Here is a 24,174-nt window from a genome sequence, read left to right on the forward strand (position 1 = left end):
ATGTTAAGAATGAAAAAGAGATGTCTTTTTATGGCGGCAGTGCTCGGAGTGTCTGCCACTGCTTTTGCCCAGAAAAAAGGATTTGACTACAAATTCTATGGTCAGGTACGTACGGATTTGTTTTATAACAGCCGTGCCAATTCTGAAACGGTAGATGGTTTGTTTTACATGTATCCGCAAGATGAAGTACTGGATCCGGATGGAAATGATTTGAACAGTGCTGCAAATGGTAATTTTTATACTTTATATACTCGTTTAGGAGTGGATGTAAAGGGACCGATGTGGGGAAAGGCCAAGACTTCGGCTAAAGTAGAAGTCGACTTTCGCGGATCGGGTACTTCCTATTCCATGTTCCGTCTGCGTCATGTGTATTTCAACTTGGACTGGGGAAAATCGGCTTTGCTTGTCGGACAGACCTGGCATCCATTGTACGGAGATGTAGCTCCTGAAATTCTGAACCTGAATATGGGAGCACCTTATCAGCCGTTTAGCCGTGCTCCTCAAATCCGTTACCGTTATACAGCCAAACACTTTATGCTTACGGCAGCTGCTATCTGGCAGTCGCAATATTTGTCTGTCGGACCTTCTACCAATGTGGCTGGAAGCACTGCTACACAGAAAAGCCAGAACTTCTTGAAAAACAGTTGTGTCCCGGAATTCTATGCCGGTGTAGACTATAAACAGACCGGTCTGTTGGCTGGAGCCGGTGTACACGTGTCTTCCATCGTTCCGCGTGTCAACTCTGTGATAGACGGTGAAACTTACAAGGTGAGTGAGCGTATTACAGGTGTTTCGGCTGAGGCTCATGTAAAATATACATACGACCAGCTGTTGGTATCGGCTAAGACTGTATTAGGCTCCAACTTGACACAGACCAGTACGGTAGGTGGATATGGCATTACTTCGATAGACACTCATAATGGCAAGCAGGAGTATACTCCGCTGCGTACTTCCTCTACCTGGTTGAATATTGCATATGGCAAAACCTGGCGTCCGGCTTTGTTCTTCGGTTATCTGAAGAATTTGGGTGCGGGAGAAGATGTACAAGGAGTATTGGGCACCGGTACAACACTCGACCAGCTTGTTACAGGAAGTGCAGAACTCACTTACAACCGCAATCATTGGAAACTGGGTGCAGAGTATTCGTTGTGTAGTGCGTGGTATGGAGACGAATTTGATAACCAGGCAAAGGCAATCAGTTCACACTCTATCTTAAACCATCGTCTGGTTGTGACGGCTATTTTCCAGTTCTGATAAAATCAATCTCTATTATAAAGTAGATATATAAAACGTTCGGCAAGAACAATTACCAATGCGGATGCTGATACATCCATCAGGTGATTTCTTGCCGAACGTTGTTTTTATCTTGCAGGGCAGTCTTACCACAAGATACCTTTTCCTGTATCTTCAAAGTTCTTGAAGTGACCGTTTATCTGGTTCTCATTTTCCGGATTCAGTTCAATGGCTTTTTTCAAGTCGGCCATCGAGCCTTCCTTATCTCCTTTCAGCAGGCGTGCCCGTCCGCGTTCCTGATACAGTTTGGCATTGTCGGGCATCAGTTCGATAGCCTCTTCATAAGTTTCGATAGCCTGGTCGAAGTTTTTCAGCTCTATCTGCAAAGTTCCTTTCAGAAGATAAGAGTTTTCGTTGAAAGGGTTCAGTTCTGCTACCTGATTGAAGCATTCGAAAGCCTGTTCTGTATGTCCCAGTGCCGCTTCAATTTCTCCCTTTATCAATAATGCTTTTTCTTCGTTTGCATCGAGCGATAAAACCTTCTCGATATCCTCCAAAGCATCTTTAGCCTGTCTCATGCTCCAAAGTACCTCTGCACGGAGCAGATAAGCTTCTGTAAAGGTTTCGTTTTGTGTAATAGCTTTGGTCAGCATTACTATAGCCTGCAAATCGTTGTGGCGGGAGTGTTCTGCTTTTCCAACCAGATAAAGGGCTGTAGTATTTTCGGGAGCAATCTGTATTGCTTTTTCACATGCAGAAGCCATACTGTCGTAATCTTGTTGCATGTGGCATACGTTGGCCAATGAAAGTAAAGCATTTACATTTTCCGGTTCTTTTTCGCAAAGCCGGTTCAGTATATTGCGTGCATCCTCTGTGCGGTCTGCCTGTATGTAGGTAGTAGCCAGCAATTGCATGGTTTCTGTTTCTTCATTCAGTGCAATGGCTTCTTCAAAACATTTAATGGCATAAGGCAGCTGGCGCATGTTGCGGGCGCGGATACCGTCGTATTTCAATATTTCAAAATTTTTCTTTTTCTGCTTGTCTTCCTGACATTCGTTCGACTTGTTTCCGCCGAACAAAGATGTAAATAAGCCCATGATATATTTGGTTTTAATCGTTAAGTGTTGCAAATATAGTTAAAGGTGAGCGCAGTACCAAGTCAAAAGCTTGCTTTTGAACGAAGGTAATGCCGAGCCGCATCCTATATTCTTTAAATATAGTTAGAAAATGATAACTGACACTGCTGTTTTCTTTGAAAAAGAACGAAAAAGCATTTTTGATGGAAATAAATTTGTAAGTTTGCCCCATCTTAACAGATGACAAATTAATTAAACAAATAGAACAATGAGAAAATTAATGTTTACTGTGCTTGGATTGCTGATGGTACATAGTATGCAGGCACAATATTTTTGTACGAAGCAAGGTACTGAACTTCATTATGTAAGCTACGATGAGGCTGGACAAAGTATTTCGAACGGAACAGTAACTGTAACCAAGGCTGAGGAGAACGGCAATGCGGCAAAAGCTACTTATTATATGAAACTTGTGGCCAATAAGGCGAAAAATAATACCAGTTATACATTGTACGACTGGAGTTATGACGGACAGAATACCGTTTGCAAACAGGATTTGATGTATGGTCCTTATATTGAAGCCGATCTCGACCCTGAAAAATACGACGAAAAGGCGCATGCTCTTTTCGAGGAGAAACTGAAATTTAAAGGAGATAACTCATTTGTCATAAAAGATGGAGCTCAGGGAGGAGAATCTATTCCTGAACGTTCTTATTCTTTAATTTCCAATATGCTGAAGAACGAGGTTACAATCTCGGGAGCTGCTTATATGGGAAAAGATTCCATCGGTACTACTGCCGGAAGATTTGAATGTATCAAGATTTCCTATCTGAAACGGACCAAGATTCTGGTAAAATCGGAAACCGAACGCATTACCGAATGGTATGCGAAAGGAGTCGGATTGGTGAAATCAGAATCGCATGACATGAAGGGAAAACCCAATGGAAAGACTTTGCTGGTGAAGATTGTCAGAAAAGACTGATGTAAGTGCTCGTAGGCATTGGTTTGCATCGGCAAATGCATAGTAGAAAGGAGATGGAAGACGAATTGATACCGCTTTTCATCCCCTTTCCTTTTGAGGTATATGGCCTATTGGCCAGTCTGCCTGTAGAAGATAAGATTGTAAAATTGAAGTGATGAAAAATAATTCTATGAAAAACTTTTCGCAAATATTACGCTATACAGCATTGACAACCTTTTCTTTAGGATGTGGAACCTGGCTTTCGGCAGCCCCTTTACGGATGGAGCTGAATGAAGGATGGCAATTTCGTCAGGCCAGACTGTCTAACTGGTATCCGGCTACAGTTCCTGGAGTCGTGCATACCGACTTGATGAATAACGGAATAATAGAAGACCCTTACTACCGTTTGAATGAACGGGGAGTACAGTGGATTGATAAAGAAGACTGGGTATATGAGTCGTCTTTTTCACTTTCCGATGAATTTATGAACAGACAGAATATTGATTTGCTTTTTAAAGGATTGGATACGTATGCAGATGTGTATCTGAATGATTCTTTGATTCTAAAGGCCGACAATATGTTTCGGGAATGGAGAGTGGAAGTCAAGTCGCTGGTCAAGTCATCCGGAAATATCCTGCGTATTTATTTTCATTCTCCTCTGAAAGTGGATATCCCAAAATGGGATGCATTGCCATATCATTATTCTGCAGGAAACGACCAGTCGGAGAATGGAGGTGTATTTAATAAGAAAGTAAGTGTATTTGCCCGGAAGGCCGGCTATCATTATGGATGGGATTGGGGACCTCGTCTGGTGACTTCGGGAATCTGGCGTCCGGTGTATGTGGAGGCATGGAACGATGCACGTATCAGCAATGTGTTCATCCGTCAGCATGAAGTCAATGAAAAGAAGGCTGTACTGACCGGACAGGTTGAGGTGGTGGCCGACAAGGAGATGACCGATGCTTCTGTGGTACTGACCGATACCGGTAACGGAAAGGTGCTGGCACGTGTAAAGACTTCCTTGAAGCAGGGAGTAAATAAAGTGGAATTGCCTTTTGTCATGAAAAATCCTGAATTGTGGTGGAGCAACGGGTTGGGCAATCCACATCTGTATACGTTTGAAACAACGCTCGTTGTGGGTAAACAGACTGCCGATGCACATCAGGATAGGGTAGGGGTTCGCTCGTTGAAGGTGATACGAAAACCCGATGCGCATGGAACTTCGTTTTTCTTCGAACTCAACGGACGTCCTGTTTTTATGAAAGGAGCAAACTATATACCACAAGATAATTTCCTTCCGCGGGTAACGGAAGAGAATTACCGGAAAACCATTCAGGATGCAGCAGATGTACATATGAATATGCTTCGTGTGTGGGGAGGAGGAATTTATGAAAACGATATTTTCTACGACCTTTGCGATGAATACGGTATCCTGGTATGGCAGGACTTTATGTTTGCATGTAGTCTCTATCCGGCAGAAGGCGAATGGCTGGAGAATGTACGTCGGGAAGCAATCGATAATGTACGCCGTTTGCGTAATCATCCTTGTATTGCCATCTGGTGTGGAAACAACGAGTGTAATGAAGCCTGGTACGGATGGGGCTGGGCAAAAAAATACAACGAACAGAATCCGGAATATGCCCGGCTGATTAAGGCGCAGATGGATAAACAGTATCTGGAAACATTGCCTTTGGTGGTAAGCGAAGAAGATCCCGACCGTTTTTATCTGCCGTCTTCACCTTTCGGACTCGAAGGACAGGTAAACGACGACTGTAACGGGGACCGCCATTATTGGAGAGTATGGGGTGGAAGGGAACCAATTTCGCAGTATAATAAGGAAAGAAGCCGTTTTTTCAGCGAGTATGGCTTTCAGTCGTTCCCCGATTTTGAAACGGTGAAACGCTATACGTCGGGTCCCGAAGACTGGAATATTACTTCCGAGGTGATGATGGCCCATCAGCGTGGGGGAGAACATGCCAACAAGTTGATAGAAACTTATATGCTTGCAGAACATCGCGAACCTAAAGATTTCCGCTCGTTCCTTTATCTCACTCAGGTCTTGCAGGGCGATGCCATTAAGATAGCCATGGAAGCACATCGCAGGGATATGCCGTATTGTATGGGTTCTTTATTCTGGCAGCATAACGATTGCTGGCCGGTGGCATCGTGGTCGAGCCGGGATTATTACGGCCGGTGGAAAGCACAGCATTATTTTGCACGGAAGGCTTATTCCGATATACTTTTGTCTCCTCTTGTAGTAGAGGGCAATCTGCGTGTATATGCAGTGTCCGACCGCCGGGAGCCTTTGCAGACGGTGTTATCGGTAGAGGTTTGGAAATTGGAAGGTGGAAAATTCAGTGCATTGGAAAAGCAGATTCAAGTAAATCCGAATACGTCTTCTTGTGTATTCGAAGAGCAGTTGGACAGACTGTTGGATGGAGCTTCTCCTCAGGATGTGGTGGTACATGTATATCTGAAAGAAGACGGCAGGAAATGTTATGCCAACAATTGTTTTCTGGCTGCACAGAAGGAGATGGCTTATGCTCCGGCAACTATCCGGAAGGATATCCGTCCGGTAGAAGGAGGCTTTGAAGTGACCTTGCAGAGCAACCGCTTTGCCCGTGCGGTATATTTGTGCAGTGATAGTTTTGAAACTACTTTTTCCGATAATTATATCGATTTGCTTCCCGGGGAACCGGTTACTCTGATGGTTCGTACTGCTTTGTCGCAGGGGGATTTTGAAAAGAGTTTGTCTGTTTATGATTTATATGAGGCTTGTCGGAAGAATTGAGAAAAGATCTTGTTTCGTAACCGTCTGGTGATGGACGTTGCGTGCATTCAGCGACGTCGGCTCTATGGACAGCGTCGTTGATTTCATAGCCGACGCCGCCGGTTGTACGGACGGCGACGTCGGATACAGCATGAAACTGCTGTCATACAACAATGGCGACATAATCAGTGCAGATTGTGTCGCCATCGTTGTATTTATGTCTTAAATAATTTCGATACCTTGCTGCTTGCAGAGTTCCAGACCGATGTCCTTTAATTTGAATTTCTGTATTTTACCACTTCCTGTCATCGGAAACTCCTTCACGAAGAAGATGTATTTCGGAATCTTGTAGCGGGCAATTTTTCCCTGACAGAAGTCGCGTACGTCAAACTCATTCATGTTGTAGCCTTCGTGCAGAATGATGAAAGCTCCTACTGCTTCTCCGTATTTCTTCGACGGAATACCGGCTACCTGTACATCCTTGATACCGGGCATCTGATAAAGGAATTCTTCTATTTCTCTGGGGTAGATATTTTCTCCTCCCCGGATAATCATGTCCTTGATGCGTCCGGTGATGCGATAGTTTCCGTTTTCATCTTTTACACCCAGGTCTCCCGAATGCAGGAAACCGTTTTTATCGATGACTTCTGCCGTAGCCTGCGGATTCTTGTAATATCCTTTCATGGTATTGTATCCGCGGTTGCACATTTCACCTTGTACACCTACCGGACATTCCTCTCCGGTTTCCGGATCGATTACCCGTACTTCTGTAAACTCAAAGTCGTGTCCTACGGTAGTGAATCTTACTTCCTGCGGGTCGTCTATACGGCTGTGAGTCATACCGGGTGAGGCTTCAGTAAGACCGTATACACTGGTAACGCGCATAAACATTTTTTCCTCTACCTGCTTCATCAGTTCTACCGGACAGAGTGAGCCGGCCATGATACCGGTGCGCAGACTGGAGAGGTCGAACATGTCGAACATCGGATGATGCAGTTCGGCAATGAACATGGTCGGAACCCCATAGAGTGCAGTACATCGCTCCTTGTGTATGGAGGCCAGTACCAGCAGCGGGTCAAAGCGCTCTACCATGACTTGTGTACATCCGTGGGTCAGACAGTTCATGGTAGCCAGAACCACACCGAAGCAGTGGAAGAGAGGAACGCAGACACACAGTTTATCGTCTGCAGTGAACTTCATGTGTTCGCCTGTCAGGAAACCATTGTTGGCTATGTTGTAATGGGTAAGCATGACACCTTTTGGAAAACCGGTTGTTCCCGAAGTGTATTGCATGTTCACCGTATCGTGGCAGTTGACTTTCTTTTTGGCTTCTGTCAGAACCTCATCGTCTATGTTGTTGCCCAACAGCAAGATTTCCGATGTATTGTACATTCCCCGGTATTTTTCCTGCCCGATGTAAATGACGTTTCTCATACAGGGAAACCGTTTGCTTTTCATGTGTCCTCGCTCGAATGTTTTCAGTTCGGGCAGCATGGCATAAGTCATCTCTACAAAGTTGCTGTCTTTTTCTCCGTTGACAATACAGAGGGTATGCATATCCGAATTCTCGCAGAGATATTCCAGTTCGGCCTGCTTGTAGTTGGTATTGACCGTAACAGCTACAGCACCGATTTTTGCGCATGCATAAAGAAAGGTAAGCCAGTCGGGTACATTTCCTGCCCAGATACCTACATGTGTACCGTGGGTGATACCGATGGCAAGCAATCCCTTGGCCATGTTGTCTACCCGCTGATTGAATGTTTTCCAGGTAAAACGCAGGTTACGGTCGGAGTATACAATATATTCTTTGTCGGGAGTGTGACTTGCCCAATGCTCCAGCCAGTCTCCCAGTGTCTTTTCCGATAACTGTTTCATGGTATTGCCGGTTTTTTAGATAGGAGTATAAATTACTGCCAGGATTTTTGCTTCCTGTCCTTCGAAAGCATGTACATGATGCGGCACAATCGAGTCGTAATAAATGGTATCTCCTTCTTCCAGAAGATAGGTAAACTTTCCGTAATTGATTTCGACCATTCCTTGTAAAACCATGATAAACTCTTCGCCTTCGTGTGCCGACAGACTGAACTGAGCTGTTTCATTGGCTTCTATGTCGATGATGAAAGGCTCCATGTGGCGGTCTGTCTTGTTGCGCGACAAAGAATGATAGCGCATATGCAGGCGGGAATCTGTGGCATTATTCGAAAAACTGATGGTATCATCTGCACCACCTTTGCGGCAGATAATTGCTCCGGCTTCTTCCGGTTGGTCGTCCAGGAAGGTTCCCAGCCGTACTCCCAATGCTCTGGCTATTTTGATGAGGGGAGCCAAAGAAGGGATATCGATATTTTCTTCTATACGTGCAATCTGTTCGATTGAGAGTCCGGTACGGTCAGCAAGTTCTTCTCTGCTGATTTCTTTTATTGTTCGTAGCGATTGAATCTTTTCGCCTATTTTATTTGTGCAATCCATAGTAAATAATTAGTTTTTACGAAGTGCAAATATATAAATATATGTGTAATATTTGGGACTTTATAAATGAATTTCATCTTTTGTGGGCATAGTTTGTTTCATATTGTTACTCTTCGCTTCTGATTCGGCTGAGTGTAGGCAGTGTAATACCAAGGTAGGAGGCGATGAATCCTAAGTTGACTCGTTGACATACTTCAGGAAACTGTTTCTTGAACTCTTCATACCGCTCTTTAGCCGGCAGCGTAAGCCGTTCCTTGTGGCTGCGGTGCAGACGGCGGTATTCGTTCTGATGGATGATTCTGCCCCAGTTGCATAATTCAAGATTGGTTTCGAACAGACGGCGCAGGTCGGTCAGAGAAATGCGATAGGCTTCCACTTCTTCCAGTGCTTCTACATATTCCTCGCTTTTCTTCTGATAGTACAGTTCGTCCATACTGAATACAATGCTTCCTTCCCAGGCAAAGGAGGTTGTAATTTCTTCTCCGTCTACCAGCCAGAAAGAACGTGTCATTCCTTTTTCTATGAAATAGGCATATTTGCAGAACATATCGGCTTTAATCATCTGATATCTTTTAGGAAACCGGCATGGGGTAACATAAGCCTTCAGCTCTTCAATAGTAGCATCTGAGAGAGGGTATAACGACTGTATTTTATAGAGTATGTTTTTCATTTGTTTTCTGCTTTATGCCGACAAAAGTATGTAAAATATTATACTCTCCAAAGCCGGAAGGAATATAGAATATGAAGCGGGATATTGAAGAGGTGCGTGTAAATAAATTGTATCTTTGCACCCTCGTAAAAAGAAACTAAAGAATGAAAGAGGCATTTATCAAACTTCATGTGTCGGTCTTGATTGCAGGAGCTACCGGTATCTTTGGGCGTTTAATATCCTTGAATGAGGGATTGTTGGTGTGGTATCGGATGCTGTTTGCTACCGTGATGTTTTTTCTTTTGCTGTGGATGTTGGGCAAGTTGAAGAGAGTATCTTTCCGTGATGTGTGTAAAATAGGTTCTGTAGGAATGTTGCTTGCCATTCACTGGCTGTTTTTCTATGGAAGTATCAAGGCTTCGAATGTATCCATCGGAGTGGTTTGTTTGTCTTTGATGAGTTTTTTTACAGCTTTGTTCGAACCGCTTATCAACCGTCATCGTATATCGCTGGGAGAGATAGCATGCAGTCTGATAGGAGTGCTGGGAATTATTCTTATTTTCCATTTTGATACCCGTTACCGTCTGGGAATAGGTATGGGAATCCTTTCGTCGGCACTGGCTTCCCTTTTCACTATCTGCAATAAGAAAGTATCTGTGGGATATACTTCGAGCACTATGCTGATGTATGAGATGGGAGGAGGCTTTTTAGGGTTATCCTGTCTGCTTCCGCTTTATCTGTCTTTCTTTCCCGTTGCGTCGATACTTCCCTCACTGACCGATTTGGTTTACTTGCTTCTGTTTGCTTCGGTCTGCACCGTATTGCTTTACATTTTACAGATTCAGGTGTTGAAGAAAATATCTGCCTTTACTTTTAATCTGACTTACAATCTGGAGCCTATTTATAGTATTATAGCAGCGATGTTTCTTTTTCACGAGGCCAAAGAACTGAATGCCAGTTTTTATGTAGGTTTGGGACTGATTTTGTTTTCAGTGCTTCTGCACTCTGCTGGTGTTTTTCTTCAGTCGAAAAGCAAACCTTTCTTTTCTCTGTTCGTGAAGTGGAAACATTAAGGAGATTATGACTTGGTGAAGATGAGCTTTCCGTCGCTTTCCTGAATGATTTCTTCTGCCATCAGATACCGGAGTACGCAAGAAGCCTTTTCTTTATCGTAAGCCAATTTTCCCATCAGTTCATGAGCTGACAAGGGATGTGCTTTCAGTTCGGCGTTTATCGCTTCGGCAATGTCGTCGAATTCTCCCTGCTTCAATCCGCTTTGATGTTTCTTCAGGCATACATCACATTGTCCGCAATTGTGTTCATTCTTTTCTCCGAAATACCGGAGCAGCATACGGCTTCTGCATTGTTCCTTGGCATCTGCATATTCCAGCATAGCTTGTATGCGCCGTTCGAAACTTTCTTTGCGGTCTTCGTATACTTCTTTACTGAGATGAATACGCGAAGTATCGCGGCGTTCGCAGGTATAGATAATGTAAGGGGTTTTCTTTCCCGGAATGTAATGCAGAATATGCTGTCTGGTGAGCAAGACCAATGTCTCGTAGATTTGTTGTCTTGACAAACCGGTTCGCAGTGCCAATGTATCTTCGCTGATATAAGCATAGTCGCTGAATATACCTGTATACGAACGGAGAATGGTATGAATCAGCTTTTCTGTGTCGGCATTGTATTCCTGCAAACGGTATAAGTCGTCTCTCCGGAGGGTGAAGATGATGCGGGAAGCATTGTCCTGTTCGTCGGTATACTCCAGGTATCCGGCACGGGTCAGTATCTTCAAGGCACTGTCTACCTGAATGGGGAAGTGCTTGAAGTTGTGACAGAATTCATCTATATTGAATGCATAGGTACATCCCAATCCGTCACCAAGAGCCATCTGGTAATAGAAGTTGATATCTTCGTATACTTTGCGTATGTATTCTTTTTCAGGAAAAGTATCGGAGATGCGTTTGCGAAGAATGGCTTTGTCGCTTTGTGCATAGAGCAATACGGCATATGCTTTGTTTCCGTCTCGTCCGGCACGTCCTGCTTCCTGAAAATACGCCTCGGGAGAATCCGGGAAGTCGGCATGTACTACCAGTCGGACATCCGGCTTGTCTATGCCCATACCGAAGGCGTTGGTAGCTACCATCACGCGATGTTCTCCTGTCAGCCAACTCTTTTGCCGCTGGTCTTTGATGTCGTTCTGAAGTCCGGCATGGTAAAATGTGGCAGTGATTCCCTGTTGGTTGAGAAACTGGCAGATTTCCTTTGTCTTTTTTCTGTTTCGTGTGTAGACAATAGCCGAACCCGGTACATGATTCAGAATGTGGAGCAGTTCTTCTGCTTTGTTTTCTGTGTTCCGTACAATGTAAGCCAGATTCTTCCGCTCGAAACTCATGCGGAATACATTCTCTTCCTTAAAGGCAAGACGTGCCTGAATGTCTTTTACGACTTCAGGGGTAGCAGTTGCTGTCAGAGCCAGTACCGGAACACCGGGCAACAGCTTTCGTATTTCGGATATTTTGAGGTAAGCAGGGCGAAAATCGTATCCCCATTGAGAGATACAGTGCGATTCGTCTACCGTAATCATGCTTACCTTCATGCTGCGGAGCTTTTGCTGGAATATTTCTGTATCCAGTCGTTCCGGAGAGATATAGAGAAACTTATAGTTGCCAAAGATACAGTTTTCAAGCGCGACTACAATTTCTTCTCTTGTCATACCCGAGTAGACAGCTATAGCCTTGATACCCCGGTCGCGCAGGTTGCGTACCTGGTCTTTCATCAATGCGATAAGTGGCGTGATGACCAGGCAAAGCCCTTCTTGAGCAAGAGCCGGCACTTGAAACGTGATGGACTTACCTCCTCCGGTCGGCATCAGCCCCAGCGTATCCCGCTGTTGGCCGATACTGGTGATGATGTCTTCCTGTATTCCGCGGAAGTCATCGTATCCCCAGTATTGTTTCAAAATGCTTTTGTAGTCCATCTGTGTCTTGTCTTTCTCCGTAGCCTGTTATAAGGCTTTGTTTCTGCTTGGTTTTATGTCTTCTATCTGAAGTTGGATTTCTCCTCTCCGGTGTGTATTTTCTTCGATGGTGTAACAGATGTTGAACGACTGCTTGGTTTTGATGTAACGGGCTTGCGAGCTTTGCCCGAAAGCAATACCGTTCATTACATTGTTCGATTTATTGTCCACCAGTTCCAGTTTGATATGTTCCTGATCTCTTCCTACTACCTTGCTTGTACCATAATCGTATACATTGAGGGTAGCGAATATCGGCTTATGATTGTCCGGTCCGAAAGGATTGAACTTCTTCAAGTCGAAGAAGAATTTAGGTGTAATATCCCTGAAGTCGAGATGAGCATCAATCTGAATGGTAGCACTGGTCTGTTCCGGAAGAATATTTTGAGTGACATATTCTTCGAATCTGCGTGAGAACTCTTCTACGTTTTCTGTTTTCATAGAAAGTCCTGCTGCATACGTATGTCCTCCAAAATTCTCCAAGAGATCGCGGCAATATTCAATGGCCTTGTATACATCGAATCCCGATACGGAGCGTGCCGAACCAGTTGCCAGGTTGTCGGTGCGCGTGAGTACTACAGCCGGCCGATAATATATTTCCGTGAGTCGTGAAGCCACAATACCAATTACTCCCTTGTGCCAGTCTTCATTATAGATTACAATAGAGCGGCGTTCGTCCAGATGCTCCAGATTGTCTACAATCTTATTGGCCTCTTCGGTCATATTCTTGTCGAGGTCTTTTCGGGTTTCATTGTATTGGTTTATCAGGTTACTCTTTTCTTTTGCTGCCTGATAATCCTTTTCGATAAGAAGATCCACAGCCTCTTTTCCGTTTTGAATACGTCCGGAAGCATTGATTCGCGGTCCGATTTTAAACACGATGTCACTCATATTGATTTCCCGTTCAGACAGTCCGCATACATCGATGATAGACTTCAGTCCTACGCTGGGATTGGAGTTGAGTTGGCGCAATCCATGATAAGCCAGAATACGGTTCTCTCCCATAATCGGTACAATATCGGATGCAATACTTACTGCAACCAAATCCAGCAGCGGAGTCAGCTGGTGAAATTCGATGCCATTGTTGATTGTAAAAGCCTGCATGAATTTGAATCCTACGCCACATCCAGATAGATGGTCATACGGATAAGTAGAATCTTCCCGTTTCGGATTAAGAATAGCCACGGCAGGAGGAAGTACTTCATCGGGTACATGATGGTCGCAGATGATGAAATCGATACCTTTTTCTTTGGCATACGAAATCTCTTCTACGGCTTTTATGCCGCAGTCCAATACGATAATCAGCGTGACACCAGTTTCGTAAGCATAGTCTACTCCTTTTCTCGAAACCCCATATCCTTCGTTGTATCGGTCGGGGATGTAGTAGTCGATATTCGAGTAGAATTGCTGAAGAAACTTATAGACCAATGCAACGGCAGTTGTACCGTCTACATCGTAGTCTCCGTACACAAGGATACGTTCTTTGCGTCCCATCGCTTTGTTCAGACGATCTACAGCTATATCCATATCCTTCATCAGGAAAGGATCGTGCAGTTCGCTAAGCTGCGGGCGGAAGAAACGCTTGGCTTCTGCGGCAGAAGTTATCCCTCTTTCCTGCAGCATTCGGCATAATATAGGACTGATTCCTATTTCCTTAGCCAAAGCCCTTGCCGCTTCCCTTTGTTCCGGTGTAGGAGGTTGATAGTTCCATTTGTAATTCATTATATCTATTTTTTCTTTTTTTCTTATGTTGAGTGTTGCAGACTGTTGTGCCATTAGGACAAGAAGATATCCGAAAGGTTGACGTTATCTTTGTTGGGTCTTCTTCGTGTGGATTGAAGAAACTTTAGATAGCGTAGTCTTGTTCTTGCTTACATGCTTTGTTGTGTCGGTAAGTAAGGTACAGTAAAAGCAATTTTACCGTTGGCTTTTCTTTTGTCTGTTGTACAAAAGAGAACAATCCGCACACTTATTCAACTTGTAAAGTTAGAAAAAAAGAAAGAAAAAACGGTTGATTCCGTCAAATAATTGCGGAACCAACCGTTTATTTATTTAAAATCAGTCTATTTAATAAGTCTTACAAACCCAATTTTTTTGCGATTTCAGCAGGGATAGCATCCTTGTGTACAAGGATATTGATTGTTTTATAAGCTACGAATGCTTTTGAAGCATACCAGATACCTTTGTATTTTCCTTCTTCACCCCATGAGTTCTTTACCATGAAGTATTCTTTTCCGTTCTGGTCTTTTGCAATACCGTAGATTACCATACCGTGGTCGTCTGTAGTTTCCCAGTTGTCGAAACCTTCCTGACGCATTTCCTGAGTTACGGTGATTTCCGGCAACGGTTTAGCGGTAAGTTCCTTGCGCTTGTCCTGCTGGCTCAATCCTAACCAACGAGCCATATCCGAACCGGTCAGTTCAGCTCCCTTTTCAGCATCCGGGCATACTGCGATACCATCGCGTGTAAATCCTTGTTCGCTCACATCCGAACCCCATGCAAATGTGTAACCGTTGTTGATTGCATTGTCCATTACAGCCATCAGTTCATCGATAGGAAGGTTGTAAGACATAGCGTTACGCCAGTTGTCTTGCACTTCGATATTGAACTGAGTATAGAACGGATGGTGAGTAAATGAAGTCAAAGAGATATAGTCGTCCATGTTCAATCCCAATACTTCATCGGCAAAAGTTCTCGGAGTATAAGTCTTGCCTTTGTAAGTAAATTCTTTCGGGCATACTCCCAAGTATGTATCGTAGATAGCTGACAAACCATTTTTCCATACAGAAGTCAGTTTTTTCAACTTGCCTTTAGCAATTGCATTTACATATCCTGCAGCTACGGCATCCAGTTCGTTGTGTACAGGCAGAGAATCGCCATACATGATACCCGGCATTGCTTCCTGTGGAACCATACCGTATTTTTCATAGCAGGTTACGATATCTTCGAAGCTACCGCCTGGAGAGAATGAAGCATCTCCGTGGTAACGTACGTAGTTTACAGCACGGTCTTCCATGGTTTTGTGTACCACGAACATTTCAGACAAGTCGAATTCTCCCTTGCCCAGACGAAGCAATTCAGCTTCGAAGAAACCAATTGAAGAGAACGACCAGCAAGTACTTGACTGATTCTGGTCTTTAATAGAGGTGATAGGATTTTCTTTTACCGTTGTGAATACGAAACCTTCTTCTGTTTTGTTCTTTTTCGGGCTTTTTGCAGAAACATTGCTGAAGCAAACACCCAAAGCTAAAAGAGCAACAAGTTTGTTCATTGTTTTCTAAGTTATTAAATGGTTATTGAATTATTTTTGATTATTCGTTCATGATTTGTTCTACCTCGCTGATAGTAATAGGAATACGCTTTTCTCCCGTAAAGCGTGAACCTCCCGGTACAATCAGGATGTCGTCTTCCAGACGGATGCCTCCAAAGTCTTTGAACTTCTCTATTGCCTCGTAGTTGAGGAAGTCTTTGTGCATGTTTTCAGCTTTCCATTTGTCTATCAGGGCAGGGATGAAATAACATCCGGGTTCGTCGGTAATGACAAAACCTTCCTGCAGACGGCGGCCCATACGCAGAGAAGCCAGACCGAACTGGTCTGAAGGACGTATCTCGTCGTCATAACCCACATAGCACTGACCCAAGTCTTCCATATCGTGTACGTCGATACCCATCATGTGTCCCAGTCCGTGCGGCATGAACAAAGCATGTGCTCCAGCTGCTACCGCTTCGTTTACATCCCCTTTCATGAGTCCCAGATCTTTCAGCCCTTGTGCCAACACTTTACATACCTCGAGGTGAACCGATTTGTAGGTTACTCCCGGACGCGCCAGTTCCAGAGCCTTGTCGTGGCAGTCCAGCACGATGCTGTATACGTCACGCTGTCTGGAAGTAAACTTTCCTCCTACCGGGATGGTACGTGTATGGTCGGAGCAGTAGTTGGTTACACTTTCCGCACCGGCATCTGTCAGCATCAGTCTGCCAGCTTCCAGCAGATGGCTGTGGTCGTGGTTGTGAAGCGTCTGTCCGTTTTGTGTAAGGATAGTAGCAAACGAAACCATGTTGCCATACGAAGAAGCAATACCGTCCAGGATACCTGCGATATATTGTTCGGAAACACCCGGCTTACAGAGACGCATGGCAGCTGTATGCATTTCATAGCCAATGTTGCAGGCCTTGTCGATTTCTGCTATTTCGCAAGCCTCTTTAACAGAACGCAGTGCAACCACCGCTTTGATGAGTTCTACGGAAGCATGCTGCTTAGTCATTGAAGCGCGTATACCTGTCAGATCTTCCAGCAGTAACATGTTGTCGTAGCGATAAGGAGGAAGGAAGTGGATAGGGCGGCGCTGTGAGATGGCCTTTCCGACAAACTCCTTGAGCTTGTCGAACGGGAAGCTCTTTTCTACACCAACCTGTGCAGCCAGATCTTTCACACTGGGCTGAGGTCCCATCCAGATGATATCGTCCATCGTTACATCATTTCCGAAGAAGTAGTCTTCTCCGGCTTCAATGTCCATTACACCCGCATAGCCCGGATGAGAATGGCCGAAGAAATAAAGAAACGAACTGTCTTGGCGGAATTTATAAGTATTGTCAGGATAATTGGCCGGAGCTTCGTTGTTACCCAAGATAAGGATAAGCCCATGACCGACCTTTTCTCTTAAAGCCTGACGACGTTGTTTATACACAGATGAATCGAACATATTGATAAGTATTAAGTTCAATATTTGTTTTAATTGTTGCAAAAGTAGCAAATTAAATTGAATATTGTTCTATGCCTTATTTTAAAAAACATATCTTTGCAATTGGAGTCTTATTATTTTGAAAGCGGAGGTCAATATGGCAATAGATGTACAGAATATGGGCTTAGTACTCGAAGGAGGAGGTATGCGAGGTGTGTTTACTTGTGGTGTACTCGACTATTTCATGGATAAGGGAATAGAGTTTCCGTATGGAGTAGGGGTGTCTGCCGGTGCCTGCAACGGTTTGTCGTACATGTCGCATCAGCGTGGAAGGGCACGATACAGCAATATCGAACTGCTGGACAAGTATCATTACATCGGGTTGAAGCATTTGTGGTATCAGCATAGCATTCTTGACCAGAAATTGTTGTACGAACTGTTTCCGGAAGAAATTTTACCCTACGATTATGAGGCCTATCGGAACAATCCTGCCCGTTTTGAAATGGTCACCACCAATTGTGTGACGGGTAGAGCCTGCTATCTGGAAGAGAAAAAAGATAAAATCCGTTTGCTGGCTATTGCTAAGGCTTCCAGTAGTCTGCCCTATGTCTGTCCGATTACTTATGTCGACGGAAGGCCGATGCTGGACGGTGGTATTGTAGATTCTATTCCGGTAGAGCGGGCCATATCACAGGGATATGAGCGGAATGTAGTGGTACTTACCCGTAACCGGGGTTATCGGAAAGATGAAAAAGACATCCGTGTTCCCCGTTTTGTCTACAAGCGGTATCCCCGTTTGCGTGTGGTGCTGAGTAACCGATGCAAGGCGTATAATCAACAGTTGGAAATGGTGGAGCGTATGGAAGACGAAGGACGTATCGTAGTAATTCGTCCGGAACGTCCTGTGGTGGTCAATCGTATTGAACGGGATATCAAAAAGCTTACAGCACTTTACGAAGAAGGATATGCTTGTGCCGAGAAGGTTTTTTCGTCTTTTGAATAGAAATTGATGACTTTTCAAAATGAAAGGAATAATTACATTCTTCTGACTTAAACAAGGAAAAAATGGATTTCCGCTAACGCGTATTTGAAGCAAAATCCTTGTTCACGCTTTGTAAAACAGAGCTTTTTAGTTGAAAAATACCTTTAAAACCTGCTGTATGGCAGGTTTTTTCAATTTATATAGAGGGAAAATAGAACCTGTTACGAGAAGAAATGTGACTTGTAATGTGGGCTTTCGTGACTAATCACGTTGGTTTACGTGACTTGTCGCGTAAGCTGATGCGATTAATGGCGTATTTTCTCTTTCTGTTTCCTTGATTTTCTTCTTTTTTGCAGGCGTTTTTACTGTGAATCTGATTTTGATAAATCGGAATGTAACTCAATGGAAAATAAACTTTGTGTAGAGTGTTCTGAAATAATATAAGCTATTGTGGTTCTTGTTTTGTACTTTGGCTTTCTTTCTGAATTTTTCTGATGGCAGAAAATAAGTGATTTTGGAACAACGTCTGCATACAGATGCAAATAACGCAATATAGAAGAGGTTGATTTGACGTTTTGTCAGAAGGCAGATAGGGGAGAAATAAAGATGGGAGAAATTTACATTTTGTCAGCAGAAAGAGAGGCAAGAGATGAAGTGCAAAAAAAATCTGCAAGTCATCCTGATGGATGAGGCTTGCAGATTTGAAATATATCTGTACTCTACCTATTTTGCAAAGCTTACTGCACGTGTTTCGCGGATAACAGTAATCTTTACCTGTCCCGGGTAAGTCATTTCGTCCTGAATCTTCTTTGCGATTTCAGTAGACAGACTTTCAGTCTGTTTGTCGTCAATCTTGTCGGCACCTACAATTACGCGCAATTCACGACCGGCCTGAATAGCGTATGTCTTGGTTACACCCGGATAAGACATTGCCAGTTGTTCCAGATCGTTCAAACGCTTGATGTAAGCTTCTACAATTTCCCGGCGTGCTCCCGGACGAGCGCCAGAGATGGCATCACAAACCTGTACGATAGGAGCAAGCAAGCTGGTCATTTCCACTTCGTCGTGGTGTGCACCGATGGCGTTGCAGATATCCGGTTTTTCCTTGTATTTTTCTGCCAGTTTCATACCCAGCAATGCGTGTGGCAATTCCGGTTCTTCATCGGGTACTTTACCGATATCGTGTAACAATCCGGCACGTTTTGCCTTTTTCGGGTTCAAGCCCAGTTCGGATGCCATTACTGCACAAAGATTGGCTGTTTCACGAGCGTGCTGCAACAGATTCTGTCCGTATGAAGAACGGTATTTCATCTTACCGATGATACGAATCAGTTCAGGATGCAAACCGTGGATACCCAAGTCGATGGTAGTACGTTTACCGGTTTCGATGATTTCATCTTCTACCTGTTTACGTACCTTGGCAACTACTTCTTCGATACGAGCCGGATGAATACGTCCGTCGGTTACCAACTGGTGCAAAGCCAGACGGGCAATTTCTCGGCGTACAGGGTCGAATGCAGAAAGTACAATTGCTTCCGGAGTATCGTCTACTACGATTTCCACTCCTGTAGCAGCTTCAAGTGCGCGGATATTACGTCCTTCACGACCGATGATACGTCCTTTGATTTCGTCTGATTCGATATGGAATACAGTTACTGAGTTTTCAATAGCTGTTTCAGTGGCTACACGCTGGATAGACTGAATCACAATACGTTTTGCTTCGCGGTTGGCAGTCAGCTTTGCATCGTCCATGATATCGTTGATGTAAGACTGAGCCTGTGTCTTGGCTTCTTCCTTGAGTGATTCTATCAGGCGTTCCTTTGCTTCTTCTGCAGAAAGGCCAGACAATGCTTCCAGTTTTTCACGTTCTTGTGATTGCAGATGATCGAGTTCTTCCTTTTTCTTTTCGATGATAACGAGTTGCGCATCGAGGTTTTCCTTAATGGCTTCGTTTTCATTGCGTTTACGCTGCAACTCTTCGTTTTTCTGATTCAGCACCATTTCGCGCTGTTTCAGTTTGTTTTCGGCCTGCTGTATCTTCTGATTGCGGATGGCAACTTCCTTTTCCAAATCTGCTTTCTTGTTCAGGAATTTCTCCTTTACCTCCAGCAATTTGTTTTTCTTGATAACTTCGGCCTCTGTTTCAGCCTCTTTTATAATTTTCTCATACCGTGTTTTCAAGCCGTACTTGAAAAAGCCGTATGAAAGTGCCCCTCCTACCAGAAAGGCTACTACCGTCAATATTGCTAATGATAACATTATAATTTTAAATTAAAATATAAACAAAAAACGCACGACTTTCGACTCGGATCTTTCTTCCGTCGTCTCCAGTTGTGCGTGGATAATCTCTTTTATACGTTCCGTACTATAAACCTTATTAGCTATGGCTGTGGCGTGTCTTTTAAGTTCAGACATTGGTCCACTTCTTCTTCCAGTTCTTTTATTTTTTCCATATAAGGCTGTGTATCATTTCTGTCTTTCAGATACATATTCTCAAAAGCCAGTTCCAAAGCTACCATAGCCCAATGCTTTGTGGGACCGAAGTCTCTGAAAGCATTCCGATATTTGTTTAGTTTATAGTCAATCTGTTTGGCAGCGTCACGATACAGTTGTTCGTCTTCCCGGCGTATGTTCAACGGGTATCGTTCGTTGTCAATCAGCAGATGTATTTTCATTTTGTCGTCCATCATGATTCGGTTTACCGGTTTTTATTCATTCAGCAAAGCGATACACTTGTCGACTTCACGCACCAGCTTGGATAATCTTTGTTTGGTATCTCTGAGTTCATTGTCATTAATACTGATCATCCGGGCCATTTTCAGGTTGGTATATCTGGCTTCTAATTCTTTTTGGCTATCAGCCATACGGGCTATTTCTTCTTCTTTTTCAGAAAGAAGTTGTTTAAGGGTGGCATTTTCTTTCTTTAATTCTTTGTATAAATACATGAAATGCCTCAATTTCCCTTCGAAAGTACTTAATAGCTTTTTGTCTTCTTCCGTCATTTTATACCAAAACTCTATACAAATATAGTGGATTGGAAATAAACTCAAAAATATTTGGGGGATATTTTCGGAAAAATGTCTGAAATATCCGGAGCGATAAATGGATTTGTTTGTTTTTTCTTGTTTTTTGAAATTATTTTTACCTTTGCCGGACACCGAGGTGACATTAGGTGTAAATGTAAATTTATTAAATATTAATTCAGAGTATAATATGTTTACTGTGGTAAAAAGAATGGAGGTTTCGGCTTCGCACAGTCTGAAACTTTCGTATCAAAGCAAGTGCGAGAACTTGCATGGTCACAATTGGATTGTTACGGTGTATTGCCGTTCGGAAGTGTTGAATGAAGATGGAATGGTGGTAGATTTTACCCACATTAAGGAAGTAGTGATGGGGAAGCTGGATCACCGTAATCTGAATGATGTGATACCTGCTAATCCGACTGCCGAAAATATTGCTTGTTGGATTTGTAATCAGATACCTTGTTGTTTCAAGGTAGAAGTGCAAGAGTCGGAAGGTAATACTGTTATCTATGAAAAAGATTAACGAGATTTTTTACAGCCTGCAGGGAGAAGGTTTTCATGCAGGTACTCCTGCTGTATTTGTCCGTTTTTCCGGTTGTAATTTGAAGTGTGACTTTTGTGATACGCGGCATGAAGAGGGGAAAAGCATGACCGATGAGGAGATTGTGGAAGAGGTGCTTCGTTATCCTTCCCGTATGGTGATTCTGACTGGTGGAGAACCCGGACTTTGGGTGGATGATGCATTGATTGAGGCTTTGCACAAAGCGGGTAAATATATATGTATTGAAACAAACGGTACATGTGTACTTCCTGAACAGATTGACTGGGTGACTTGTTCTCCCAAACAGGGGACTGTCTTGAAAGTGAAGCGTATGGATGAGGTGAAAGTGGTTTATTTGGGACAGGATGTATCTTCGTATCTGCAGTTACCTGCTACTCATTTTTTCTTGCAGCCTTGTTCTTGCAGGAATACAGAAGAGGTAGTCGGGTATATCTTGCAACATCCTCAATGGAGACTTAGTCTGCAAACGCATAAACTGATAAATATTCCTTAAAGATAAAGGAAAAGAGTCCGGATTTTGTCCGGCTCTTAAAATAAAAAAGCTGCAACTCTCAGAGTTGCAGCTTTTTCGTTTTGCACGGGAAGAGAGGCTCGAACTCCCGACACTCGGTTTTGGAGACCGATGCTCTACCAACTGAGCTATTCCCGTATTGCGGTTGCAAAGGTAGTACAAATTTCAATATATGCAATACCTTTTTCTATTATTTTATTCTCTGTTTCGCTATAGCAATCCTAATTCGCTGAACATGAGCCGATAAATTTCTGCTTTTTTTTCTAACTTCAACGGATAGGCACGACTTGAAGAAGGCATTCGGTAAAGGAATAATTGCCGGTCTTCGAACTCAAACGGGCTTTTTGATCCTACAGCTGGTTCTGTTGCATGCATTTGTTGCCGGAATGTATCGGTGGCTTTCTGTCCCGTAGTAACGACCGCCCGGCATTGTGGCAGCTGTTTTAATAAAAGCCTGATGTCTGTAGGTTCTACTACTTCAAGAAACTTGTCCGAAGCATTGTCTTGCAAACGTCGGACGGAGGTTGCTGTATCGTATAAAGCAATACCTTTTTGTTTCAGGAAATCTATAATCCGTTCTTTGTCGAATGCTTTCTTGTCTGGTTTCAGGAAGTATTCTTTATCGCCGAAGAATATCAGTCCGACGATGCGCCACATATCATTTTGCAAATTAGGATAGAAGAAATCCATACTCCATCTTTTCTGCTGCGGAGGGAAACTTCCCAGCATCAGCAATACCGCATTACCCGGTAGAAAAGGTTCGAGAGGATGTGTCTCTATGACAGGCACAGTTTCTTCTATCATTGTATTTGCGTTATTATTGGGTTATGCTTTAGGCTTTGGCTCTTTTTTAGCAAGAAGCACAATGTTGTACACATATTCGGTAATCCAGCTTTCGCTGTATCCCAGACTATGCTGATACTGACGGATTGTGATACAGGTTTTGTGTACGCTGTCGTCTTTCCAAGTCATCTTGGTCAGAATGTCGTGTACGGTTTTCTCGGTCATGTTACGCAACATTTTCTTGAAAACACCCGGCATACGGAATTTCCATTGCATCAAATTGCCAATCAACATCATCAAGTCCTGGCTGAAGCCCTGGAACATGAACAGATAAGTCTTGATGTCGTTTACATTCTTGCAGTTCTTCTTGATGGAATTGTCTATTTCTTTGAAAAAACTGTCGTTGAGTCCGTATATGTCTGTCAGCATTTTCTTGCAACGTGCTTTTTCTGCCAGTCCCAACTTGTTGTTTTGAGTAGGGATTTTAAGAGTACGTTTGAATACAGCCATGTCGGGTAAGAAATTGATGTTGCTGATTCCCAACTGTGCAGCCATTACTGCCTGATAATATACACGAATCAGTGTCATGAAGTCTTCCATACCTCCTACACGTACAGTTCCTTCTGCTTCTTCTGCTTGTTTTTTGCCGAATATTTTTGAAAATATGCTCATATATGATTGTTAATTTAGGTTTTATGGGGCAAAGGTAATAAAAAATGTCACTCGTTTTCTGTCAGTTTGAAATAAAAAGTGTGTTCTTTAAAATCTTGTTCTACCAAACCAAAGCGGATAAAATCGGCGAGCAGTTCACTCGTCTGTTTCCGATTGATTTGAGATAATCTGCTGCATTGGTTTAAAGTAAGAGCACCGTGCTGTTTCAATATGTTGAGCAGATGCTGTTCGCGTTCGGTATAGGCTATGACAACCGATTCTTTCTGCCGGTTTTGTTTCCATATATTTAAATGTACAGGATTGGCCAATATGTTTTCATCTTTGATACGGACATAAGCCCATGCCTTATTTTGCTCGTCCAAAGCACAGATTGGTTTGCAGGGATTTTCGGCAATACGTACTTCAAGTACATTTTTCCCCTCTACCTTATATATATAGTTTTCTAATTCAACCTGTGGGCGGCAATACATATGGGCGGCTGCTTCAATCATATATATTTCTTCTTCCGAGCGTACGCCTGCAATCTTTCCGTTGTCTTTAACTCCGATGAGTAGTCTTCCTCCTTGTGTATTGGCAAAAGCCGAAATGCTTCGGGCTATTTTCCTTGCATCAGAAATGGCGAACTTAAAGTCCTGCTGAATATGTTCTCCTTCACTTATCAGCTGTTGTATATATTCTGTTTCCGTCCTCGTTTTCATACGGAGGGCAAAGATAAAAAAAACGACTGTTCTTCGCTTTTACTTTTCAGTTCTTTTACGAAAAACAGTCGTTAGTATGATGAAAAATGC

General features: G+C 43.4%; 21 protein-coding genes and 1 tRNA gene. 7 read left to right on the forward strand and 15 right to left on the reverse strand.

Features of this window, described 5'->3' with window-relative positions; all coding sequences use genetic code 11:
* Positions 1–9: 9 nt before the first annotated feature.
* Positions 10–1,254, forward strand: a complete 1,245-nt coding sequence (locus WKU26_RS00595) for a hypothetical protein (protein WP_340320503.1) — start codon at positions 10–12, stop codon at positions 1,252–1,254.
* Positions 1,255–1,379: 125 nt separating this feature from the next.
* Here the strand turns inward: WKU26_RS00595 and WKU26_RS00600 are convergent, their stop codons facing one another.
* Positions 1,380–2,330 (reverse strand): tetratricopeptide repeat protein, encoded by a 951-nt coding sequence (locus WKU26_RS00600; RefSeq protein ID WP_340320504.1) that lies wholly within the window; start codon positions 2,328–2,330, stop codon positions 1,380–1,382.
* A 247-nt stretch (positions 2,331–2,577) separates the two neighbouring features.
* Between WKU26_RS00600 and WKU26_RS00605 the strand changes: the two genes are divergently transcribed.
* Together WKU26_RS00605 and WKU26_RS00610 are read left to right on the forward strand one after the other, a co-directional pair.
* Positions 2,578–3,288 (forward strand): TapB family protein, encoded by a 711-nt coding sequence (locus WKU26_RS00605; protein ID WP_340320505.1) that lies wholly within the window; start codon positions 2,578–2,580, stop codon positions 3,286–3,288.
* Between the two features lie 169 nt (positions 3,289–3,457).
* Positions 3,458–6,058, forward strand: coding sequence for a beta-mannosidase (locus WKU26_RS00610; protein ID WP_445323191.1), 2,601 nt, complete (start codon positions 3,458–3,460; stop codon positions 6,056–6,058).
* A 201-nt stretch (positions 6,059–6,259) separates the two neighbouring features.
* Here the strand turns inward: WKU26_RS00610 and WKU26_RS00615 are convergent, their stop codons facing one another.
* From WKU26_RS00615 to WKU26_RS00625, 3 genes are all read right to left on the reverse strand, one after another.
* A complete protein-coding gene (locus WKU26_RS00615) occupies positions 6,260–7,912 on the reverse strand; it encodes an AMP-binding protein (RefSeq protein ID WP_340320506.1) in 1,653 nt (550 codons plus the stop codon).
* 15 nt (positions 7,913–7,927) lie between these two features.
* A complete protein-coding gene (locus tag WKU26_RS00620) occupies positions 7,928–8,506 on the reverse strand; it encodes a helix-turn-helix domain-containing protein (protein ID WP_340320507.1) in 579 nt (192 codons plus the stop codon).
* Positions 8,507–8,612: 106 nt separating this feature from the next.
* Entirely contained in the window at positions 8,613–9,176 is a 564-nt protein-coding gene (locus WKU26_RS00625) for a Crp/Fnr family transcriptional regulator (RefSeq protein WP_340320508.1), read from the reverse strand.
* Between the two features lie 143 nt (positions 9,177–9,319).
* On the opposite strand from WKU26_RS00625, the gene WKU26_RS00630 reads away from it, so the two are divergent.
* Positions 9,320–10,228 carry a DMT family transporter gene (locus WKU26_RS00630; RefSeq protein WP_269876915.1) on the forward strand — a complete coding sequence of 303 codons (909 nt, stop codon included), beginning with the start codon at positions 9,320–9,322 and terminating at the stop codon, positions 10,226–10,228.
* A 5-nt stretch (positions 10,229–10,233) separates the two neighbouring features.
* Here the strand turns inward: WKU26_RS00630 and WKU26_RS00635 are convergent, their stop codons facing one another.
* From WKU26_RS00635 to WKU26_RS00650, 4 genes are all read right to left on the reverse strand, one after another.
* Positions 10,234–12,135 carry a RecQ family ATP-dependent DNA helicase gene (locus WKU26_RS00635; protein WP_340320509.1) on the reverse strand — a complete coding sequence of 634 codons (1,902 nt, stop codon included), beginning with the start codon at positions 12,133–12,135 and terminating at the stop codon, positions 10,234–10,236.
* 27 nt (positions 12,136–12,162) lie between these two features.
* Positions 12,163–13,893 (reverse strand): single-stranded-DNA-specific exonuclease RecJ, encoded by a 1,731-nt coding sequence (gene recJ, locus WKU26_RS00640; RefSeq protein ID WP_340320510.1) that lies wholly within the window; start codon positions 13,891–13,893, stop codon positions 12,163–12,165.
* A 355-nt stretch (positions 13,894–14,248) separates the two neighbouring features.
* Positions 14,249–15,442 carry a C1 family peptidase gene (locus WKU26_RS00645; protein ID WP_340320511.1) on the reverse strand — a complete coding sequence of 398 codons (1,194 nt, stop codon included), beginning with the start codon at positions 15,440–15,442 and terminating at the stop codon, positions 14,249–14,251.
* Between the two features lie 40 nt (positions 15,443–15,482).
* Positions 15,483–16,874, reverse strand: coding sequence for an aminopeptidase P family protein (locus tag WKU26_RS00650; RefSeq protein WP_340320512.1), 1,392 nt, complete (start codon positions 16,872–16,874; stop codon positions 15,483–15,485).
* Between the two features lie 136 nt (positions 16,875–17,010).
* Between WKU26_RS00650 and WKU26_RS00655 the strand changes: the two genes are divergently transcribed.
* Positions 17,011–17,856 carry a patatin-like phospholipase family protein gene (locus WKU26_RS00655; protein WP_269876920.1) on the forward strand — a complete coding sequence of 282 codons (846 nt, stop codon included), beginning with the start codon at positions 17,011–17,013 and terminating at the stop codon, positions 17,854–17,856.
* Between the two features lie 702 nt (positions 17,857–18,558).
* Here the strand turns inward: WKU26_RS00655 and rny are convergent.
* The 3 genes from rny to WKU26_RS00670 form a co-directional block, all read right to left on the reverse strand.
* Entirely contained in the window at positions 18,559–20,094 is a 1,536-nt protein-coding gene (rny, locus tag WKU26_RS00660) for a ribonuclease Y (RefSeq protein WP_178266935.1), read from the reverse strand.
* A 122-nt stretch (positions 20,095–20,216) separates the two neighbouring features.
* On the reverse strand, positions 20,217–20,522 hold the full coding sequence (locus tag WKU26_RS00665) for a cell division protein ZapA (RefSeq protein ID WP_269877047.1): 306 nt from the start codon (positions 20,520–20,522) through the stop codon (positions 20,217–20,219).
* Between the two features lie 21 nt (positions 20,523–20,543).
* A complete protein-coding gene (locus tag WKU26_RS00670; protein WP_178266948.1) occupies positions 20,544–20,837 on the reverse strand; it encodes a hypothetical protein in 294 nt (97 codons plus the stop codon).
* A 211-nt stretch (positions 20,838–21,048) separates the two neighbouring features.
* Between WKU26_RS00670 and WKU26_RS00675 the strand changes: the two genes are divergently transcribed.
* Positions 21,049–21,381, forward strand: coding sequence for a 6-pyruvoyl trahydropterin synthase family protein (locus WKU26_RS00675; protein WP_340320513.1), 333 nt, complete (start codon positions 21,049–21,051; stop codon positions 21,379–21,381).
* Positions 21,368–21,913, forward strand: a complete 546-nt coding sequence (locus tag WKU26_RS00680) for a 7-carboxy-7-deazaguanine synthase QueE (protein ID WP_340320514.1) — start codon at positions 21,368–21,370, stop codon at positions 21,911–21,913. The genes WKU26_RS00675 and WKU26_RS00680 overlap by 14 nt, the downstream gene beginning before the upstream one ends.
* Before the next feature lie 83 nt (positions 21,914–21,996).
* Here WKU26_RS00680 and WKU26_RS00685 read toward each other — a convergent pair.
* From WKU26_RS00685 to WKU26_RS00700, 4 genes are all read right to left on the reverse strand, one after another.
* Positions 21,997–22,069, reverse strand: a tRNA-Trp gene (locus WKU26_RS00685).
* Between the two features lie 72 nt (positions 22,070–22,141).
* Positions 22,142–22,735 (reverse strand): uracil-DNA glycosylase family protein, encoded by a 594-nt coding sequence (locus WKU26_RS00690; protein WP_340320515.1) that lies wholly within the window; start codon positions 22,733–22,735, stop codon positions 22,142–22,144.
* 21 nt (positions 22,736–22,756) lie between these two features.
* On the reverse strand, positions 22,757–23,386 hold the full coding sequence (locus WKU26_RS00695; RefSeq protein WP_178266931.1) for a hypothetical protein: 630 nt from the start codon (positions 23,384–23,386) through the stop codon (positions 22,757–22,759).
* A gap of 47 nt (positions 23,387–23,433) precedes the next feature.
* Positions 23,434–24,084 (reverse strand): RNA-binding domain-containing protein, encoded by a 651-nt coding sequence (locus WKU26_RS00700; protein WP_340320516.1) that lies wholly within the window; start codon positions 24,082–24,084, stop codon positions 23,434–23,436.
* Positions 24,085–24,174: the final 90 nt, after the last annotated feature.

Origin of the sequence: Phocaeicola sp. HCN-40430 (assembly GCF_037890285.1) — a bacterium.
GTDB lineage: Bacteria > Bacteroidota > Bacteroidia > Bacteroidales > Bacteroidaceae > Phocaeicola > Phocaeicola acetigenes.

Coding starts and splice junctions, on each gene's coding strand:
- WKU26_RS00595 (WP_340320503.1), top strand. CDS start 10: ATGAAAAAGAGATGTCTTTTTATGGCGGCAGTGCTCGGAGTGTCTGCC.
- WKU26_RS00600 (WP_340320504.1), bottom strand. CDS start 2,330: ATGGGCTTATTTACATCTTTGTTCGGCGGAAACAAGTCGAACGAATGT.
- WKU26_RS00605 (WP_340320505.1), top strand. CDS start 2,578: ATGAGAAAATTAATGTTTACTGTGCTTGGATTGCTGATGGTACATAGT.
- WKU26_RS00610 (WP_445323191.1), top strand. CDS start 3,458: ATGAAAAACTTTTCGCAAATATTACGCTATACAGCATTGACAACCTTT.
- WKU26_RS00615 (WP_340320506.1), bottom strand. CDS start 7,912: ATGAAACAGTTATCGGAAAAGACACTGGGAGACTGGCTGGAGCATTGG.
- WKU26_RS00620 (WP_340320507.1), bottom strand. CDS start 8,506: ATGGATTGCACAAATAAAATAGGCGAAAAGATTCAATCGCTACGAACA.
- WKU26_RS00625 (WP_340320508.1), bottom strand. CDS start 9,176: ATGAAAAACATACTCTATAAAATACAGTCGTTATACCCTCTCTCAGAT.
- WKU26_RS00630 (WP_269876915.1), top strand. CDS start 9,320: ATGAAAGAGGCATTTATCAAACTTCATGTGTCGGTCTTGATTGCAGGA.
- WKU26_RS00635 (WP_340320509.1), bottom strand. CDS start 12,135: ATGGACTACAAAAGCATTTTGAAACAATACTGGGGATACGATGACTTC.
- recJ (WP_340320510.1), bottom strand. CDS start 13,893: ATGAATTACAAATGGAACTATCAACCTCCTACACCGGAACAAAGGGAA.
- WKU26_RS00645 (WP_340320511.1), bottom strand. CDS start 15,442: ATGAACAAACTTGTTGCTCTTTTAGCTTTGGGTGTTTGCTTCAGCAAT.
- WKU26_RS00650 (WP_340320512.1), bottom strand. CDS start 16,874: ATGTTCGATTCATCTGTGTATAAACAACGTCGTCAGGCTTTAAGAGAA.
- WKU26_RS00655 (WP_269876920.1), top strand. CDS start 17,011: ATGGCAATAGATGTACAGAATATGGGCTTAGTACTCGAAGGAGGAGGT.
- rny (WP_178266935.1), bottom strand. CDS start 20,094: ATGTTATCATTAGCAATATTGACGGTAGTAGCCTTTCTGGTAGGAGGG.
- WKU26_RS00665 (WP_269877047.1), bottom strand. CDS start 20,522: ATGGACGACAAAATGAAAATACATCTGCTGATTGACAACGAACGATAC.
- WKU26_RS00670 (WP_178266948.1), bottom strand. CDS start 20,837: ATGACGGAAGAAGACAAAAAGCTATTAAGTACTTTCGAAGGGAAATTG.
- WKU26_RS00675 (WP_340320513.1), top strand. CDS start 21,049: ATGTTTACTGTGGTAAAAAGAATGGAGGTTTCGGCTTCGCACAGTCTG.
- WKU26_RS00680 (WP_340320514.1), top strand. CDS start 21,368: ATGAAAAAGATTAACGAGATTTTTTACAGCCTGCAGGGAGAAGGTTTT.
- WKU26_RS00690 (WP_340320515.1), bottom strand. CDS start 22,735: ATGATAGAAGAAACTGTGCCTGTCATAGAGACACATCCTCTCGAACCT.
- WKU26_RS00695 (WP_178266931.1), bottom strand. CDS start 23,386: ATGAGCATATTTTCAAAAATATTCGGCAAAAAACAAGCAGAAGAAGCA.
- WKU26_RS00700 (WP_340320516.1), bottom strand. CDS start 24,084: ATGAAAACGAGGACGGAAACAGAATATATACAACAGCTGATAAGTGAA.